Below are 16,244 nucleotides of genomic sequence, written 5' to 3'. Positions count from 1 at the left end.
AAAGAGGGCCCGTGCGGTGGACGGGTCGCGGTATAGCGGTACATCAGGGAGGAAGCGTCGTCGTGAGCAGCAGGCCATCCCGAGGCGCTGCTCGCCTCGCAGCCATACTCGACGCACTGCCGGACGCGTTGGTGCTGGTCAACACCAACGGGACCGTCGTCAACGCCAATTCGATCGCACTTGAGGCATTTGAGGCCCCGGGCACCGCGCTCGTCGGGCGCGGACTGCTCGACCTGCTGCCGGAGTTCGACTCGCGGCTGATCCCCGGCTCGATGCGCCGCCCGGACACCGCGACCGACGAGCGCGGGCGCACCAAGCCGACCCGGATGATCGCCCGCCGCACCGACGGCAGCGAGTTCCCGGTCGAGGTCACCTCCGCGAATCTGGCCGACGGCGCGCGCGACGCGGTGGACCCCTACGGCTCCGGCGGGCTCGGTGGCGGCGGCTACAGCGGCTCCGAGCTGCTCATGCTCGTCGTGCGCGACCTCTCCGGCACCCTCGACACCGAGGCCGAACTGGCCCGCTCGCAGCGGCAGACCGAGATGATCCTGCGGGCCGCGGCCGAGGGCGTCGTCGGCACCGACACCGACGGACGCATCGTTCTGGTCAACCCGGCCGCCGCACAGATCCTCGGCTTCCGCGCCAGCGATCTCGGCGGCAAGGAGCTGCACACGCTCGTCCTGCACTCGCGCGCGGACGGCGACACGTTCCCGTACGAGGAGTCGCCGCTCGCCGACACGCTGCGCTCCGGGCGCAAGCACCGCGTGCGCGGGCAGGTCCTGTGGTCGAAGAGCGGCGAGAAGGTGCCCGTCGACATGACGACGGCGCCGGTGCGCGACGGGGACCAACTGGTCGGCGCGGTGATGACGTTCACCGACCGCCGCCCCTTCGACCAGCTCGTGACCGAGCACGCCGACGAGCTGGCCCGGCGGGACGAGGCCGCCGAGAAGGAGCGCGAGGAGCGCGCCGCCGAGCTGGAGCGGGTGCGCGAGGAACTGACCGCCGAGCTCGCCTCCGTCCGTGAGGACCTGACCGGGGAGCTGGCCGCCGCGCGCGAGCAGCACGCGGAGGAGCTGTCGGCCGAGCGGGAGCGCGGCGCCGCGTTCGCCGAGCGGGAGAAGGACCGGTTCGAGGCGCTGGCGGCCCGTCACGCGCAGCTGCTCGCCGTCCTCGACCAGTCCCTGCGCGGTCCGCTGGAGGAGCTGCGCCGGGAGCTCGGGCAGCTCGCGGCGGACGACGCCGGGCAGCTGTGGCCCGAGGCCAACCAGGTGCTCCACCACCTGTCGGCCGGCTACTCCCGCATGACGACCCTGGTCGACAACGTGCTGGCGTACCAGCTCCTCGACACCGACGACGAGAAGCTCGCCCGGGTGCCCGCGATGCTGGACGCCGTCGTGGCGGCCGGTGTCGACGGGGCCGTCGAGCTGATCGGGCCCGGCCGGGTCCAGTTCGCCGTGCACGCGCCGCCGATCGAGGCCGAGGTCGACGCGGGGCGCCTCGCGACCGCGCTCGCCCATCTGATCGCCGATGTGGCCGGGATCGACGCGACCGGCAACTCGCGGGCCGTGGCGGGCGCCGGTTACGTCGACTCGACCGTCGTGGTGGCCGCGGCCCAGCGCGGGGACAGCGTCCGCATCGAGGTGCGCGGCCCCTACTCGGGCGGCGACCCGGTGCACGAGCCGATCGTCCGGGGCATCGTGCGGGCGCACGGCGGCGTGCTGCAGACGCACGAGGTGCCGGGCATGAGCGGCAGCGCGTACGTCCTTGAAGTGCCGATCGGGGGTGGGGCCGGGGTGGTTCCCGCCGCTCCCGTGCCGGTTCCCGAGTCCGCTGCGTCCTCTGCGACTTCTGGTTCCTCTGCGTCTTCTGCCGTCGCGGCGGAGGTCGCGTCTGATGCCACGCAGGACGTTCCGGCGCAGGCCACGCGGGGTGGACGTCGTCGGGCGCGCCGGGCCTCGGGGCCGTCGGTGGACGCGTTCCTGGAGAGCGGGCTCGCCGAGCCGCCCGCCGCCGGTGGCGGTACGGGCCGGCGGCGCGGGCGGCGGGCCGCCGAGGAACCGGCGGCCGGTGCCGACGCGGGGGTGGAGTCCGCCGCCGCGGCTCAGGGTGACGTGCCGGTCGACGCCGCCGACTCCGGCGGGCCCGGGCGTCTCGAACTGCCCGCGGTGCAGGCCCCGGCGCAGGACACCCCTGTCGGTCCTGCGGATTCCGGCGCACCGTCCTCCGGGACCGGGCGGCGCCGGGCGCGTGCCGCCGACGGCGGCGGCGCGGTGGAACACGCGGCGGCCCAGGGTGCCGTCATGACCTCGGCCGAACACGCGGCGGGCGCCCCGGCCCTCGGCGACACGGTGCCGCCGCAGGGCGTGCCCGCGCCGACCGGGCGGCGGGCCCGACGGGCCGGCGCCCAGGAGCAGCACGCGCTGCCCGCGCTGCCGTCGGCGGCCCCGCAGGAAGCCCCCGGCGCGGGGGCGAACGAGCTGGAACCGGCCGACTCCGGTGCCGTGGCGCAGCCTTCCGGGCGGCGGGCGCGGCGCGCACTCGGCACCGCGCAGGCGGCGGCCCCCTCGCCGCAGCCTCGGGAGGCGTTCGCGCTGCCCCCGGCGGAGGCCGACCGCACGCCCCGGCCGCCACAGCCTCAGCCCGCTCAGCCTCAGGCGTCCGTGCCCGAACAGGTGCCGTTCGTCGTTCCGTCCGTGCCCGCAGCGGCTCCGCAGGGCGCGCCGCAGGCCGCGCCCGCTCCGGCGCCGGTCGTGGCCCCGACCGTGGCCCCCATGCAGTTCGAGGACGACGGTGACGACGACGCCGAGGGCGCCGACGTGGCCGGTGCGGCTGCCGGTGCCGGTGGGCAGGGCGCTCAGCCCGTCGCGGACGAGTCCCAGCAGCACGCGTCGCCCGCGCCGGACCCAGCCCAGGACCACACCCCGCCGCAGCCGCACCCGGCCCAGCCGACGCCCGCCCAGGGCACGCCGGCGCCGCAGCAGCAGACACCGCAGCAGGCGCAGCAGCAGGCGCGGGCCGCCCAGCCGCTGCCCGCGGAGGCCCCGCAGGCCCCGACGGGTGACACGAACTCGACGCAGGGCCGGGCCTTCAGCGTGCGCACGCTCGGGCAGGGCGTGCCGTTCGGGCGTCAGATCGCCGAGCAGCAGCGCCGCGGTCAGACGCCGGGCCCGATTCCCGGATCCGTGCCGCCGCAGACGCCCGCGCAGGCCGGGGCGACCCCGCCGCAGGGCGTGCCGCAGCCGGTGGACGGTCACTCGCAGGGCGGTGGCACGACGAGCGGTTCGGGTCGGCGGCGCAAGCTGTCCACCCGGCAGGAGCAGCCCGAGGCCACGGGTGCGCAGACGCCCGCGCAGGGCACGGCCACTCCGGCGGCGGCACCCGCGCCCGCAGCGGCACCGGCGCCCGCGCCGAACGCCGCCCGCCCGCACCCGCAGCCGCCCCGGTTGTCCCCGAACGCCTCGGAGGGCGCGGGCCGTTCCTACGCGATCGGCGCCCCCGACCAGAACGCGGCGGAGGGCCCCGAGCCGCTCGACGGCCCCGGCGGTGCCGTGGAGATCGCCAACCGGCCGCAGCCGCAGCCGATGGACGACGAGCTGCCCCCGGAGCCGCTGGACAACCCGCGCCGGCTGCTGGTGTGGCCCGCCCCGGACGTCACGACCCAGCAGGCGCTCAGCGACCGCGGCTACCGTCCGGTGACGGTGCACTCGCGCGAGGAGGTCGACGCGCAGATCGCGGCGTTCCCCGCCGCGCTGTTCGTGGACCCGCTGACCGGGCCGATCACCCGGACCGCCCTCCAGTCGCTGCGCCAGGCCGCCGTCGCCGCCGAGGTGCCGGTCCTGGTGACGGCGGGCCTCGGACAGGCGACGCGCGAGGCCGCGTACGGTGCCGATCCGGCCGTGCTTCTGAAGGCGCTGGCCCCGCGCGACAGCGAGCAGCACCCGCCGCGGGTGCTGCTCATCGAAGAGCACGAGGAGATCGCGCTCGCCCTGACGGCCACGCTGGAGCGGCGCGGGATGCAGGTGGCGCGGGCCGCGAGCGACGCGGACGCGGTGACGCTGGCGGGCCAGATGCGGCCCAACCTGGTCGTCATGGATCTGCTCCAGGTCCGCCGCCGGCGCGCGGGCATCATCGACTGGCTGCGGGCGAACGGGCAGTTGAACCGCACGCCGCTCGTCGTCTACACCGCCGCCGTCGACGAGGCGGATCTGCCGCGCCTGGCGGCGGGGGAGACGGTGCTGTTCCTCGCGGAGCGGTCGACGAGCGACGAGGTGCAGGGCCGGATCGTGGACCTGCTGGCGAAGATCGGCACGAACTGACGACCCGCTGAACGCGCACGGAACAGGGGCGGCCCCGAGACGGGGCCGCCCCTGTTTCACGTGAAACAGTGCGTGGGTCCGGGCGTCAGAGCTGCGTGACGTCCAGGTCGCCGTCGGCGTACTGCCGGCGCAGCACCTTCTTGTCGAACTTGCCGACGCTGGTCTTCGGGACGGCGGGGATGATCGTCCAGCGCTCGGGCAGCTGCCACTTCGCGACCTTCTCGGCGAGGAACGCGCGCAGCGTCTCGAAGTCGGCGCTCGCCCCTTCCTTCAGTACGACGGTGGCCAGCGGGCGCTCGCCCCATTTGTCGTCCGGGACGGCGACGACGGCGGCCTCGGCGACGTCCGGGTGCGACATCAGCGCGTTCTCGAGGTCGACGCTGGAGATCCACTCGCCGCCGGACTTGATGACGTCCTTGGCGCGGTCGGTGAGGGTCAGGAAGCCCTCGGGGCTGATGGTGCCCACGTCACCGGTCTTGAGCCAGCCGTCCTCGCTGAACTTGTCGGCGGGGCGCAGCGGTTCGGCGTCCGGGCCGTTGTAGTACGCGCCCGCGATCCACGGCCCGCGCACCTCCAGCTCGCCCGCGGACTCGCCGTCCCAGGGCAGCTGCTCGCCGCCGGGGCCGGTCAGTCGCGCCTCGACACCGGCGGGGAAGCGGCCCTGGGTGAGCCGGTACGCGAACTCCTCGTCGCTGCCCGGCTCGACGCCGGCCGGCGGGCGGGCGACGGTGCCCAGCGGGGAGGTCTCGGTCATGCCCCAGGCGTGGCAGACCCGCATGCCGAGGTCGTCGAAGGCCTTCATGAGGGAGGGCGGGCAGGCCGAACCGCCGATGGTGACCTGGGTCAGCGTCGACACGTCGCGCGGCTTGGCGGCGAGCTCGGCGAGCAGGCCCTGCCAGATGGTGGGGACGGCGGCGGCGTGCGTGGGGCGCTCGGCCTCGATCATCTCGGCCAGCGGCCCGGGCTGCAGGAAGCGGTCCGGCATCAGCATGTTCACGCCGGTCATGAACGTGGCGTGCGGCAGACCCCAGGCGTTGACGTGGAACTGCGGCACGACGACGAGCGAGGTGTCCGCGTCGGTCAGGCCCATCGACTGCGTCATGTTCACCTGCATCGAGTGCAGGTAGATCGAACGGTGCGAGTAGACGACGCCCTTCGGGTCGCCCGTGGTGCCGGAGGTGTAACACATCGCGGCGGCCTGCCGTTCGTCCAGCTCCGGCCAGTCGTACGTGGTCGGCTTCCCGGCGACGAGCTCCTCGTACTCGTGCACCCGCGCCCGCGCGCCCTCCAGGAGCGAACGGTCGCCGGGCCCGGAGACCACGACGTGCTCGACCGTCGCCATTCCGGGCAGCAACGGGGCGAGCAGCGGCAGCAGCGATCCGTTCACGATGATCACGCGGTCGGCCGCGTGGTTCACGATCCAGCTCAGCTGCTCCGCCGGGAGCCGCAGGTTCAGCGTGTGCAGCACGGCGCCCATCGCGGGGGCGGCGAAGTAGGCCTCGACGTGCTCCGCGTTGTTCCACATCAGGGTGGCCACGCGGTCGTCGCCCCGGATGCCGAGGTCGTCGTGGAGTGCGTGCGCGAGCTGGGCCGCGCGGGCGCCCGCCTCGGCGAACGAACGGCGGTGCGGCTCGCCCTCGCCCGTCCAGGTGATGATCTGCGAGGTGCCGTGCACACGCGTCCCATGGTTCAGGATGCGGGTGACGGTCAGCGGTACGTCCTGCATCGTGCTCAGCACGGCGTCCTCCCGGTGGGCGCTACGGAGCAGTAAAGTTCTGCCGATTCTCACCGCATACCGCGTGGTATGTCACTAGTCCCGGGAATGATCGATCACCTGGGCGGTCACCCGATCGGCGTCCTGAACCCCAGATCAGGCCCGCACCGGCCCCAGCTCCGGGTCCTCCCGCAGCTTGCCGAGGGCCCGCGAGACCGCGCTCTTGACCGTGCCGACGGAGACCCCGAGCACCTCGGCGGTCTGCGCCTCGCTCAGGTCCTCGTAGTACCGCAGGACGACCATCGCCCGCTGCCGCGCGGGCAGCTTCATGATCGCCCGCCACATGGCGTCGTGCAGGGCCTGCTGCTCCGCCGGGTCCCCGGCGGGAAGCACCGGCGGCTCCGGCAACTCGTCGCAGACGAACTCGTCCACCTTGCGCTTACGCCATTGGGAGGTCCGCGTGTTCAGCAGAGCCCGGCGCACGTACCCGTCGAGCGCCCGGTGGTCCTCGATCCGGTCCCACGCGACGTACGTCTTCGCGAGCGCGGTCTGCAACAGGTCCTCGGCGTCACACGGGTTCGCCGTCAACGACCGGGCCGTGCGCAGGAGCACCGGCTGGCGCGCCCTGACGTACGACGCGAACGACGGGTACGTCGTGTGCGCACCGTGCGCCGCACGCGCCCCGGCCGGGGTACGCGCCCCTGCCGGGGTACAGGTCCCCGCCGGAGTGCGCGTCCCGGCGGGGGGACGCGGTGCGGGCTGCGCTGCGCTGCTGCGGGCGGGCGCCAGGGTTGCGGTCATGGCTCCACGCTATGAGCGCACCCCACCCCCGCGGATCGGCCGGAGGTCCCGAAGCGGCGTCCGCCTCAGGTTGTACGCGGGGTGGTAGCCCCACCTCCTGAAGGTGGAGGACGCGGTGAGGACCCTTGGGGGTTCATCCCTGAGAGCCTCCCCCTCTGAAGACCCGCCCGTGCCCGCCTCACCCGTCCCGGCCGAGGACCAGTCCCGAGGTCGGCACGCCCGTGCCGGCCGTGACCAGCGCCGTCGCCGCACCCGGTATCTGGTTCACCGCCGTGCCCCGCAGCTGCCGCACGCCCTCCGCGATGCCGTTCATCCCGTGCAGATAGGCCTCGCCCAGCTGGCCCCCGTGCGTGTTCAGCGGGAGGCGCTCCTCCGCGACGAAGTCCGCCGCCTCGCCCGGCCGGCAGAACCCGAACTCCTCCAGCTGCATCAGCACGAACGGCGTGAAGTGGTCGTACAGGATCCCCACGTCGATGTCCGAGGGCCGCAGCCCCGAGGTCCGCCACAGCTGCCGGGCCACCACACTCATCTCCGGCAGCCCCGTCAGACCGTCCCGGTAGAAGCTGGTCATCTGCTCCTGGGCCCGGCCGGCGCCCTGGGCCGCGGCCTCGATCACCACCGGCGCGCGGCGCAGGTCCCGGGCCCGCTCCACGCTCGTGACGACAATCGCCTGTCCACCGTCCGTCTCCTGGCAGCAGTCGAGCAGCCGCAGCGGATCGACGATCCAGCGCGAGGCGGCATGGTCGTCGAGGGTGATCGGCTTGCCGTAGAAGTAGGCCGCCGGGTTCGTCGCCGCGTACTTGCGGTCCACCACGGCGACATGACCGAACGCCTCCGGGGTCAGTCCGTACTCGTGCAGATACCGCTGCGCCGCCATCGCCACCCAGGACGCCGGGGTGAGCAGCCCGAAGGGCAGGGACCAGCCGAGTGCCGCGCCCTCCGCCGACGGCTCCCGGTGCTGCACGCCGGAACCGAAGCGGCGGCCCGACCGCTCGTTGAACGCCCGGTAGCAGACGACCACTTCGGCCACCCCGCTCACCACCGCGAGGGCCGCCTGCTGCACCGTGCCGCAGGCCGCGCCGCCCCCGTAGTGCACCCGGGAGAAGAAGGAGAGCTCCCCCATCCCCGCCGCCTGCGCGACCGTGATCTCCGGGCTCGTGTCCATCGTGAACGTGACCAGTCCGTCTACGTCACCGGGGGAGAGGCCCGCGTCGTCGAGCGCCGCGTGCACGGCCTCCACCGCGAGCTTCAGCTCACTGCGCCCCGAGTCCTTGGAGAACTCGGTGGCGCCGATGCCGGCGATCGCCGCCCTGCCGCCGAGCCGGTCCTTCGCACGCACGCTCATGCCGGCCTCCCCGCGACCCGGTCCCGGCCCGCCGACGGCACGGTGACCGTCACCGTGCCGGTGACATGGCTGCCGATCCCGTTCTTCCCCACGACCTGGACCCGGGCCGTCTCCCCCTCGTCACCGGCCTCCACGTCGAGCACCGTGCCGGTCAGCACCATCGTGTCCCCCGGATAGTTCGGCGCGCCCAGCCGGATCGCGACCTTGCGCAGGACTGCGGCGGGACCGAAGTGATCCGTGATGTACCGGCCCACCAGCCCGTTCGTCGTCAGGATGTTCATGAAGATGTCGGGGGAGCCCTTCTGCCGGGCCAGCTCCGCGTCGTGGTGGACATCCTGGTAGTCCCGGGACGCGACGGCCCCGGCGACGATCAGGGTCCTGGTCACCGGAATCTCCAGCGGCGGCAGCGCCTCACCTGCCTTCATGACGTGCTCCCTTCCGTGGTCCCCGTCCCTTGCCCCGCCGCGATCAACCCGCCCAGCTCCTCCAGCAGTTCACCACCGGCCCCCAGGTATCCGTCGATCTGCCGTCCCCACAGGAAGTGCCGGTGCACCGGATGGTCCAGGTCGGCGCCCATGCCGCCGTGCAGGTGCTGGCCCGTGTGCACGACCCGCTTGCCCGCCTCCGACGCCCACCAGGCCGCGGTCAGCGCGTGGCTCTCGTACGCGAGGCCCTCGTCCCGCCGCCAGGCCGACTCGTAGGCCGTGACCCGGATCGCCTCGATGTCCATATGGGCTTCCGCCGCCCGGAGTTGGACGCCCTGCTTGGCGGCGAGCGGCCGGCCGAACTGCTCCCGCTCGTTCGTGTACTCCACCGCCCGGGCCAGGGAGCCCGCACACACCCCGGCCTGCAGCCCCGCGAACGCGGTCCGCGCCGTCGCCAGCACCTCCCCGTACGCCCCGGACCCGCCGATCCGCTCGGCAGCCGTCCCGTCGAGCACCAGCCGGCCCGCGGCCCAGGGCGCCGTCAGCTCCACCGGCTCGCATCCGGCCTCGTCCGCCGACACCATCCACAGGCTGTGGATACTTTCTTCGCCTTCTCCACCCGCGGCTCGGGCCGGGCCGTCCTCCCGGACCGCCACCAGCACCTGCGTCGCGTCCCGCAGCCACGGCACCCAGGGCACCGTCCCGGTCAGCCGCGCCCGCACACCCCCGGCACCCCCCTCTTCCCGCCCGGTGATCACGATGCCACCTCGCGCCGGGAACGACCCGGTCGCCACGGTCGTGCCGTCCCGCAACCCGGGCAGCAACCGCTCCCGCTGCTCCTGCGTACCGTGCCCCGCCACCGCGAGCAGCCCGTACACACAGCTCGCCGCGAACGGCACCTGCGCCGTCGTCCTCCCCTGCTCCTCCAGCATCAGGACCAGGCCGAGCAGCCCGGTCTCCTCCACGGCGGCGGTCAGGCCCGCGCCGCTCAGCGCCTTCCACAACTCGGTGTCGCTGCCGCCGCCCAGGCCGGCCAGCCGCTCCGGGGTGGACAGGTCGCCGAAGATCCGCGCGGCCAGCTCCCGCGCCGCCTCCTGCTCGTCCGTCGGGGTGAAGTCCATGTCACGCCTCACCCGCCTCGACGGCCCGGAACACGGGCAGCTCCAACTCGTCGTCCACAGCCACGAATTCGAGCCGCACCGGCATCCCGATCCGGACCGTGTCGTACGGGACCCCCACCACGTTGCTCACCATCCGCACGCCCTCCGCGAGCTCCACCAGGGCCACCGCGTACGGCGGGTCGAAGGCCGGGAACGGCGGGTGGTGCATGACGACATAGCTGAACACCGTGCCCTCGCCGGCCGCCTCCACCGTGTCCCACTCCTGCCCGCCGCAGGCGTTGCAGCCCGGCAGCCAGGGGAAGCGGAGCGTCTCGCAGGTGGTGCAACGCTGGATGAGGAGTCGGTGGTCGCCGACGCCCTCCCAGAAGCCCGCGTTGTCCCTGTTCACCACCGGTCGCGGACGCTTCTTCACGGCTCCGCCCGCCTTCGCCGCCCCCGCCCGCTCCCTGGCCGCAGGCGTGTACTTCAGGATGCGGAAGCGATGCGTGCCCACCAGCTCGCCGCCCACCCGGACGTCCATCCGCGTCGTGACGAAGTGCCCCGAGCCCAGCTTCGTCGTCTTCAGCGGAGAGACGGACTCGATCAGCGAGTCGTAGGTGATGGCGTCGCCGGGCCGCAGCGGACGCAGATACTCCTGCTCGCAGTCGGTCGCGACCACCGACGTGTACCCCGCGCCGTCCAGCAGCGCGAACAGCTCGTCGTGGGCCGGCGAGCGCCCCTCGAACCCGGAGAGGCCGCCCATCGTCCAGGCCTGCAGCATCGTCGGCGGCGCGATCGCGTCGGGCCCCGCGTACGCCGGGTTCGTGTCCCCCACCGCCTCGCACCAGTGCCGGATCATCGGCCCGTTGACCGGGTCCTTGCCCTCGGCCGCGGTGGCCGCCGGCCGCCCCTCGAACGGCTTCAGCTCCGCCTCGGTCAGCTCCCTGCCTCCCTCTCGCACCATGGCCGTCACCGCCTCCCCCGCTTCATCCCGAGCCGCATCGCGGCCACGATCTCCCGCTGGACCTCGCTCACTCCGCCGCCGAACGTGTTGATCTGTGCCGCCCGGTTCATCCGCTCCAACTCCCCGTCCCCCGCCGCGGGATCACCCGCCCCGAACGCCCCGGGCGACCCGGCCCGCACCCACCCGGCCTCGCCCGCGATCTGCTGACATATTCGGTACACCTCGACCGCCGATTCGGTTCCCGCGAACTTCACGCCGCTGGCGTCCCCGGGGGCCAGCCGGCCGGCCCCCACATCCCCCACCAAACGCCAGTTGAGCAGGCGCGTAGCCGCCAGCCGGGCATGCGCCTCGGCCAGCCCGGAACGCACCCAGGACGCGTCAATCCGGCGCTCGCCCGTCACCGGATCGGGTGTACGGGCCGCCTCGACGACCTGCTCGTAGAAGTCCTCGGCCTGCATGCCGATCGCGGCGAGCGCCACCCGTTCGTGGTTGAGCTGGTTCGTGATCAGGCCCCAGCCGCCGTTCTCCGGCCCGACCAGGTTCGTCCCCGGCACCCGGATCCCGTCGTAGTACGTGGCCGTCGTGGTCAGTCCGCCCACCGTCTCGATCGGCGTCCACGAGAAGCCGGGCGCGTCGGTCGGGACGAGGACGATCGAGATGCCCTGGTGCTTGGGGGCCTCGGGGTCGGTGCGGCAGGCGAGCCAGATCCAGTCGGCGTTCTGCGCGTTCGACGTGAAGACCTTCTGGCCGTCGATCAGCCAGTCCCCGCTCCCCTCCTCGCGCACCGCCCGGGTCCGCAGCGAGGCGAGGTCGGTGCCGGCCGACGGCTCGCTGTAGCCGATCGCGAAGACCAGCTCACCGCTGAGGATGCGGGGCAGGAAGAAGGCCTTCTGCTCCTCGGTTCCGTACTTCATGAGGGTCGGGCCGACGGTGTTCAGCGTCACCATCGAGACGGGCGCGCCCGCCCGGTAGGCCTCGTCGAAGAACACGAACTGTTCGTCGGGCCCGCGCCCCTGCCCGCCGTACTCGACGGGCCAGCCGAGCCCGAGCAGCCCCTCCGCCCCGAGGCGCCGCAGCACCCGGCGCTGACCTGGGATGTCGTCGGCCGCGGGCGGGCCGTCCGGCATCACCGTACGGAAGTGTTCGCGCAGTTGGGCGCGCAGCTCTCGCTGGCGCGCGGTGGGGGCGAGGTGCACGGCGGCGGCCCTCCCGGACCTCGTACGAACAAGGGTTTCTGACTGTCCGTCAGATACCGCCGGGTGTCAAGAGATCAGCGACCGCGCCCCGTTCAAGGCCCACGGGGCGGAAAACGCCTGCGCGGCGGTGCCGATGGCACCGCCGCGCAGCTGTCACGCACCCCACGCAGAGCCCCTGTCGCACAAGGGCCGGGAGGTCACCAGAGCTCGGTGAAGTGGACCGCGATGTTCTCGTTGGACTGGTGGATCGCGGTGAATGCCGACCCGTTCACCTGCGCGTTGTTGTTCTGGTTCGAGGCGCCGTCGCCGACCGCCTGCTGCTGCGTGGTGCTGGAGTTGCCGAAGTTGTCGTGACCCACGCCGCTGCCGATGATCGACGCGACGCCCGCATTCGATCCGTCGTCCGCGATCGCGCCGTTGTCGGCCATCGCCACCCCGGAGAACAGGGCGGCGGCCAGAGGCAGGGCGGCGACGGCGGCGAGGACGCGGGCGGTACGGATGGAAGCCATGTGTTTTCCTCCAGAAGTACGGGTTGCTCCGGGGAAGTTGGCCGACCGCCCCGGCGATGTTCACGACGTCGCGAGACCAGAGTTGCCCACCGGATCCGCCGGGAACCACCCCGGACCGCCTCATTCGCTCGCAAGCGTGAGGACAAGTCGATAAACCTGCCTCACGGCCACAAAAGCCCAGCTCAGCCGCGAACACCCCACTCCAGGACGATCAACACCCAGTCCTCCCAGAGGATGAAGCGTTTCGGCACATTTTTGGTAAATAGCCACCCCGGACGGCTCAACCCACTTCCCTTGTTCGAACGAATGTACGAACATGGAGCCATGGCCACCACCGACCGACACCCGGCACGCCCCACCTCCGCCGTGCCGCGCGCCTCCCTCGCGACCCTGGCCCTCGCGCACGCCCTCTCCGCCGCCGAGCGCGGGCTCGCGGTCATCCCGCTCTCCCGCACGAAGCTCCCCGCCCTGCCCTCACCGCACCGCGGCGACCCGCCGTCCGCCCCGCGCTGCCACGGCGAGTGCGGGCTCCCCGGCCACGGCGTGTACGACGCGACGACCGACCCGCGCCGCATCCGCGCCCTGTTCGCCGCCGCGCCCCGGGCCACCGGCTACGGCATCGCCTGCGGTCTGCCGCCGTACCACCTGATCGGCGTCGACCTGGACACCAAGTCCGGTACGGATTCCTCCGCTTCGCTGCGTGAGCTGGCCTTACGGCATCTGTTCACGATCCCCGACACCGTCGTCGTGGCCACCCCCAGCGGCGGCCGGCACCTGTGGCTGACCGGCCCGCCGGACGTCGTCGTGCCCAACTCCGCCGGGCGCCTCGCCCCCGGCATCGACATCCGCGGCGCCGGCGGCTACCTCGTGGGCCCCGGCTCCCGCACCGAACAGGGCGTGTACAGCGCGGTTCCGGGCACCGGACACCTCAGCCCCGCCGCCTGCCCGCCCGCGCTGCTCCGGCTGCTCACACCCCCGCCCCGCCCGCCGCACACCGGCCGAGCCGCCGTCCCGCACTCCGGCCAACACGGCCACGGGCTGGTCCAGTTCGTGCTCGGTGCCCATGAGGGACAGCGCAACACACGCCTCTTCTGGGCGGCCTGCCGCGCCTACGAGAGCGGTCTCGGCGACGCGTTCCTGGAGATCCTCGCCGACGCCGCGATCCGCACCGGCCTCACCGAACGCGAGACGCGCTCGACGCTCGCCTCGGCGGCCCGCCTGACCGCGTCCCGGTGACCGTCGGGGCGACGGTACGTTGTCGATCATGGCCACCCAGATCTTCACCTTGGTCGGCGTCCTCATCGGCGCCCTGACGTCCTACGTAGCCACCGCCGTCGCCGAACGGGCCAAGTTCCAGAGGGAGATGGCCACTCGCTGGGACGAGCGGAAGCTCGACACGTACATCGACTACGTGACCTGCATCAAGCAGATCCAGCGGGCCGCGATGGACGCCGGCCGGGCCCGCGACGAGGGAACCGACGCGTCCGAGGCGCTGGTCGCCATGGAGGAGAACGAGAACAGAAGGTCCGTCCTCTTCGAGACCTTCGTCCTGCTGAGCAACGAGAAGGCCGCCACCGCCGCCCACGCGGTCAACCAGCGGACCTGGGAGCTGCTGAACACCGCCCGGGTCTCCTCGAACGGCACGGCCGCGCTGCGCCCGATCCTCCTGGTGGAGGCGCTCAACGTGCTGCACGAGGCGGCTCGATCGGACCTGACGATATCGAGCGGCTCCTCCGCCAGGTGAGCCGAGAGGCCGACGGCCCCTGACCGATGATGCTGGTCAGGGGCCGTCGGCCTGCTGCGGTGGGTGTGGGATTTGAACCCACGGTGACTCGCGCCACGACGGTTTTCAAGAGCGTCAAGGTTGCAACATGAATCCCCTGGTCACACCCAGTTTCAGGGCTGGCAAGAGGCCATCTGGCCCACACATGGCCCATGGGGCCCAGAAACGGGCCCCATGGCGTCACTTCTTGCGGGGCACCATCTGCTCGGGCGTTGCCACACAGCGGAACCCTGTGTCGTCGTCCTGCATCGTGTCGTTGGCGTCGTTGGGGACGGCCGGCACACCTCGGAAGAGCGGGCTCGTAAAGGCGCTCCCCCGAAGCTCGTACCGTCCTGGCTCAGTCGGGGTGGCAAGCCACTCCCACACGTTGCCCACCATGTCGTAGACCCCGTAGGGCGAGACACCGCTGTGGTACCGCGATACCGAAGTCGTCCGCTCCACTCCGGTTTCTCTGACGTTGCACTTGGCTGCCGTCTTCTGATCGCCCCAGGGGAAGGTACGGCCGGCGGTCCCGCGTGCCGCCTTCTCCCACTGGTCTGCTGTGGGCAGCGACTTCCCCGCCCACGTCGCGTACGCGTTCGCGTCGCGCCATGTCACATGCACAACGGGGTGGTCATACAGCTCTCGCGGACATCGGCCGTTCTCCCAGTGCTCCGGCACGGGATGCCTGGTGGCCGCACAGAATCGCGCGTAGTCGGCATTCGTGGTCGGGAAGGTGTCGATGTGGAAATCGTCCACCCACACCGGATCGTCGTCCTCTCCGGACAGGAAGATCCCTTCCGGCACGTGTGCCATGAGCTTTCCGTCACCCGGATGCTTCACGTACTCGCCGCTACTCGTCTGATCCTCATCCGGCTCGATGACCGCTTGAGCAGGAATGTCGTCCACCGCGAGGATGCCGACGAAACGCCCCTGGGCGTCCTGGTCGGCCTTAGCCAGAACAGTGTCCAGCGCAGCCTGGTTCACCATGCGCAGGGTGGCTTTCTCGCCGTCGGCTTCCCACCTCGACACGATGCGATCGGATACCCCGAGCTTCTCAGCGAACTCCATGAGGCTCATCCGTACGGCTTCGCGCAGAGCCTTAACTTCACGGCCGGTCCATTTCGTTACGAGTGGCATGGGCTACCTCTGTCGTGAACGCCGCCCCTGAGGAGGGGCGGCGGATCGCGTCTACAGTCGGTCGCCGGGAATCCCGACGTAGCCGACACGGAGCGCTTCGAGCACGGGGTGGTCCTGCGGGAACTGCACGTCGTCGATAGCACTCACAGAGCGCACCCCGATCGTCGTGTTCGTAGCGAAGGCGGCTGCCATGTTCGAGAGGTCGGCAAGCTGCACTGGAGCTGTGACCTGCTTGGGGGCATCCAGCCCCTGGAGAAGGAGCATCGTGGTGCCGGGGAGGACGGGAGCGTCCGGCCAGATGACCGTGCCGTCCTGGTCGACGAACCCGAGGTTCCAGGTGCCGCCCTCAGAGACCCGTCCGTCCGGCTCGACGAACACCGCATCGTCGAAGCCGGCGAGCTGGGCATCGCGTCGAATCCGAAGCTGTGAGTGAAGCCCGATGTGCTTCACGGCCGCGCTGTCCCGGGTGAAGGTGAAGGTCTTGGCAGTGAGCGGGGGCGGAGGCATGGCACCTCCCGGACGCAAGTTCACGAGGATGTGCGGGTCCTTGGCCTCGCTGGGACGCCCCATGTCGATCCCGGGGTCAAAAACCGTGACGCGGAGACCAGCTACCCCGGTGACGCCTTCCGCCGCCTTACGGATGTAGCTCAACGTCCGCTCGCGGTCCAACTCGACTCCGAAGACGATGCGGCAGTCCCGCACCAATCGATCGAGGTGCAGTGACAAGCCGCGGACCGTGCCGTCCTCCATACGCATGGAGGTGAAGTGGCCGTAGTTCGTGAGGGCAAGGCTCTGGAGTTCGTCGAGAGTGACGGGTTTCCCGTTCAGTTCAGCCATGAGGCCAGTCTTACAGCCCCTGACGAGGCCCCAACACCCTAAGGGTTGTCCCGTAAAAGATCTTCTGGTCGCCTCGGGCATGGTGGGCTACCGTGCCCGCTGCCCTATCAGGCGAGGGCGAGGTTGTGCATCCGG

At 72.1% G+C, this 16,244-nt stretch carries 13 protein-coding genes; 3 read left to right on the top strand and 10 right to left on the bottom strand.

Annotated features, from left to right (window positions below; genetic code table 11):
* Window positions 1–62: 62 nt before the first annotated feature.
* Window positions 63–4,316, top strand: coding sequence for a response regulator (locus ACZ4E1_RS33480; RefSeq protein WP_467546623.1), 4,254 nt, complete (start codon window positions 63–65; stop codon window positions 4,314–4,316).
* Between the two features lie 85 nt (window positions 4,317–4,401).
* On the opposite strand, the gene ACZ4E1_RS33475 is transcribed toward ACZ4E1_RS33480, so the two are convergent.
* The 8 genes from ACZ4E1_RS33475 to ACZ4E1_RS33440 form a co-directional block, all read right to left on the bottom strand.
* Window positions 4,402–6,054 carry a long-chain fatty acid--CoA ligase gene (locus ACZ4E1_RS33475; protein WP_467546621.1) on the bottom strand — a complete coding sequence of 551 codons (1,653 nt, stop codon included), beginning with the start codon at window positions 6,052–6,054 and terminating at the stop codon, window positions 4,402–4,404.
* A 132-nt stretch (window positions 6,055–6,186) separates the two neighbouring features.
* Window positions 6,187–6,831 carry a SigE family RNA polymerase sigma factor gene (locus ACZ4E1_RS33470; protein WP_467546619.1) on the bottom strand — a complete coding sequence of 215 codons (645 nt, stop codon included), beginning with the start codon at window positions 6,829–6,831 and terminating at the stop codon, window positions 6,187–6,189.
* Between the two features lie 178 nt (window positions 6,832–7,009).
* Complete coding sequence (locus ACZ4E1_RS33465; RefSeq protein ID WP_467546617.1) at window positions 7,010–8,176, bottom strand: lipid-transfer protein; 1,167 nt, start codon at window positions 8,174–8,176, stop codon at window positions 7,010–7,012.
* Window positions 8,173–8,601, bottom strand: a complete 429-nt coding sequence (locus ACZ4E1_RS33460) for a MaoC family dehydratase (RefSeq protein WP_467546615.1) — start codon at window positions 8,599–8,601, stop codon at window positions 8,173–8,175. Before ACZ4E1_RS33460 ends, ACZ4E1_RS33465 begins: the two co-directional genes overlap by 4 nt.
* A complete protein-coding gene (locus ACZ4E1_RS33455; RefSeq protein WP_467546613.1) occupies window positions 8,598–9,722 on the bottom strand; it encodes an acyl-CoA dehydrogenase family protein in 1,125 nt (374 codons plus the stop codon). The genes ACZ4E1_RS33460 and ACZ4E1_RS33455 overlap by 4 nt, the downstream gene beginning before the upstream one ends.
* A gap of 1 nt (window position 9,723) precedes the next feature.
* Window positions 9,724–10,665, bottom strand: coding sequence for a bifunctional MaoC family dehydratase N-terminal/OB-fold nucleic acid binding domain-containing protein (locus ACZ4E1_RS33450; protein WP_467546611.1), 942 nt, complete (start codon window positions 10,663–10,665; stop codon window positions 9,724–9,726).
* 5 nt (window positions 10,666–10,670) lie between these two features.
* Window positions 10,671–11,861: an acyl-CoA dehydrogenase family protein gene (locus tag ACZ4E1_RS33445; protein WP_467546609.1), complete on the bottom strand. Its 1,191-nt coding sequence runs from the start codon at window positions 11,859–11,861 to the stop codon at window positions 10,671–10,673.
* 197 nt (window positions 11,862–12,058) lie between these two features.
* Entirely contained in the window at window positions 12,059–12,370 is a 312-nt protein-coding gene (locus ACZ4E1_RS33440) for a hypothetical protein (RefSeq protein WP_188337882.1), read from the bottom strand.
* A 324-nt stretch (window positions 12,371–12,694) separates the two neighbouring features.
* Between ACZ4E1_RS33440 and ACZ4E1_RS33435 the strand changes: the two genes are divergently transcribed.
* Both ACZ4E1_RS33435 and ACZ4E1_RS33430 read left to right on the top strand, forming a co-directional pair.
* The gene (locus tag ACZ4E1_RS33435; RefSeq protein ID WP_467546607.1) at window positions 12,695–13,606 is read left to right on the top strand and encodes a bifunctional DNA primase/polymerase; all 912 of its coding nucleotides are present in this window, start codon (window positions 12,695–12,697) and stop codon (window positions 13,604–13,606) included.
* A 28-nt stretch (window positions 13,607–13,634) separates the two neighbouring features.
* The gene (locus ACZ4E1_RS33430; RefSeq protein WP_467546605.1) at window positions 13,635–14,114 is read left to right on the top strand and encodes a hypothetical protein; all 480 of its coding nucleotides are present in this window, start codon (window positions 13,635–13,637) and stop codon (window positions 14,112–14,114) included.
* 219 nt (window positions 14,115–14,333) lie between these two features.
* Here the strand turns inward: ACZ4E1_RS33430 and ACZ4E1_RS33425 are convergent, their stop codons facing one another.
* Window positions 14,334–15,272, bottom strand: coding sequence for an SUMF1/EgtB/PvdO family nonheme iron enzyme (locus ACZ4E1_RS33425; protein ID WP_467546603.1), 939 nt, complete (start codon window positions 15,270–15,272; stop codon window positions 14,334–14,336).
* Between the two features lie 51 nt (window positions 15,273–15,323).
* Window positions 15,324–16,109 carry an aminotransferase class IV family protein gene (locus tag ACZ4E1_RS33420; RefSeq protein ID WP_467546601.1) on the bottom strand — a complete coding sequence of 262 codons (786 nt, stop codon included), beginning with the start codon at window positions 16,107–16,109 and terminating at the stop codon, window positions 15,324–15,326.
* Between the last annotated feature and the right edge of the window lie 135 nt (window positions 16,110–16,244).

The organism is Streptomyces sp. NPDC025806 (assembly GCF_055558275.1).
This window is presented reverse-complemented; position numbering and strand designations above follow the sequence as displayed.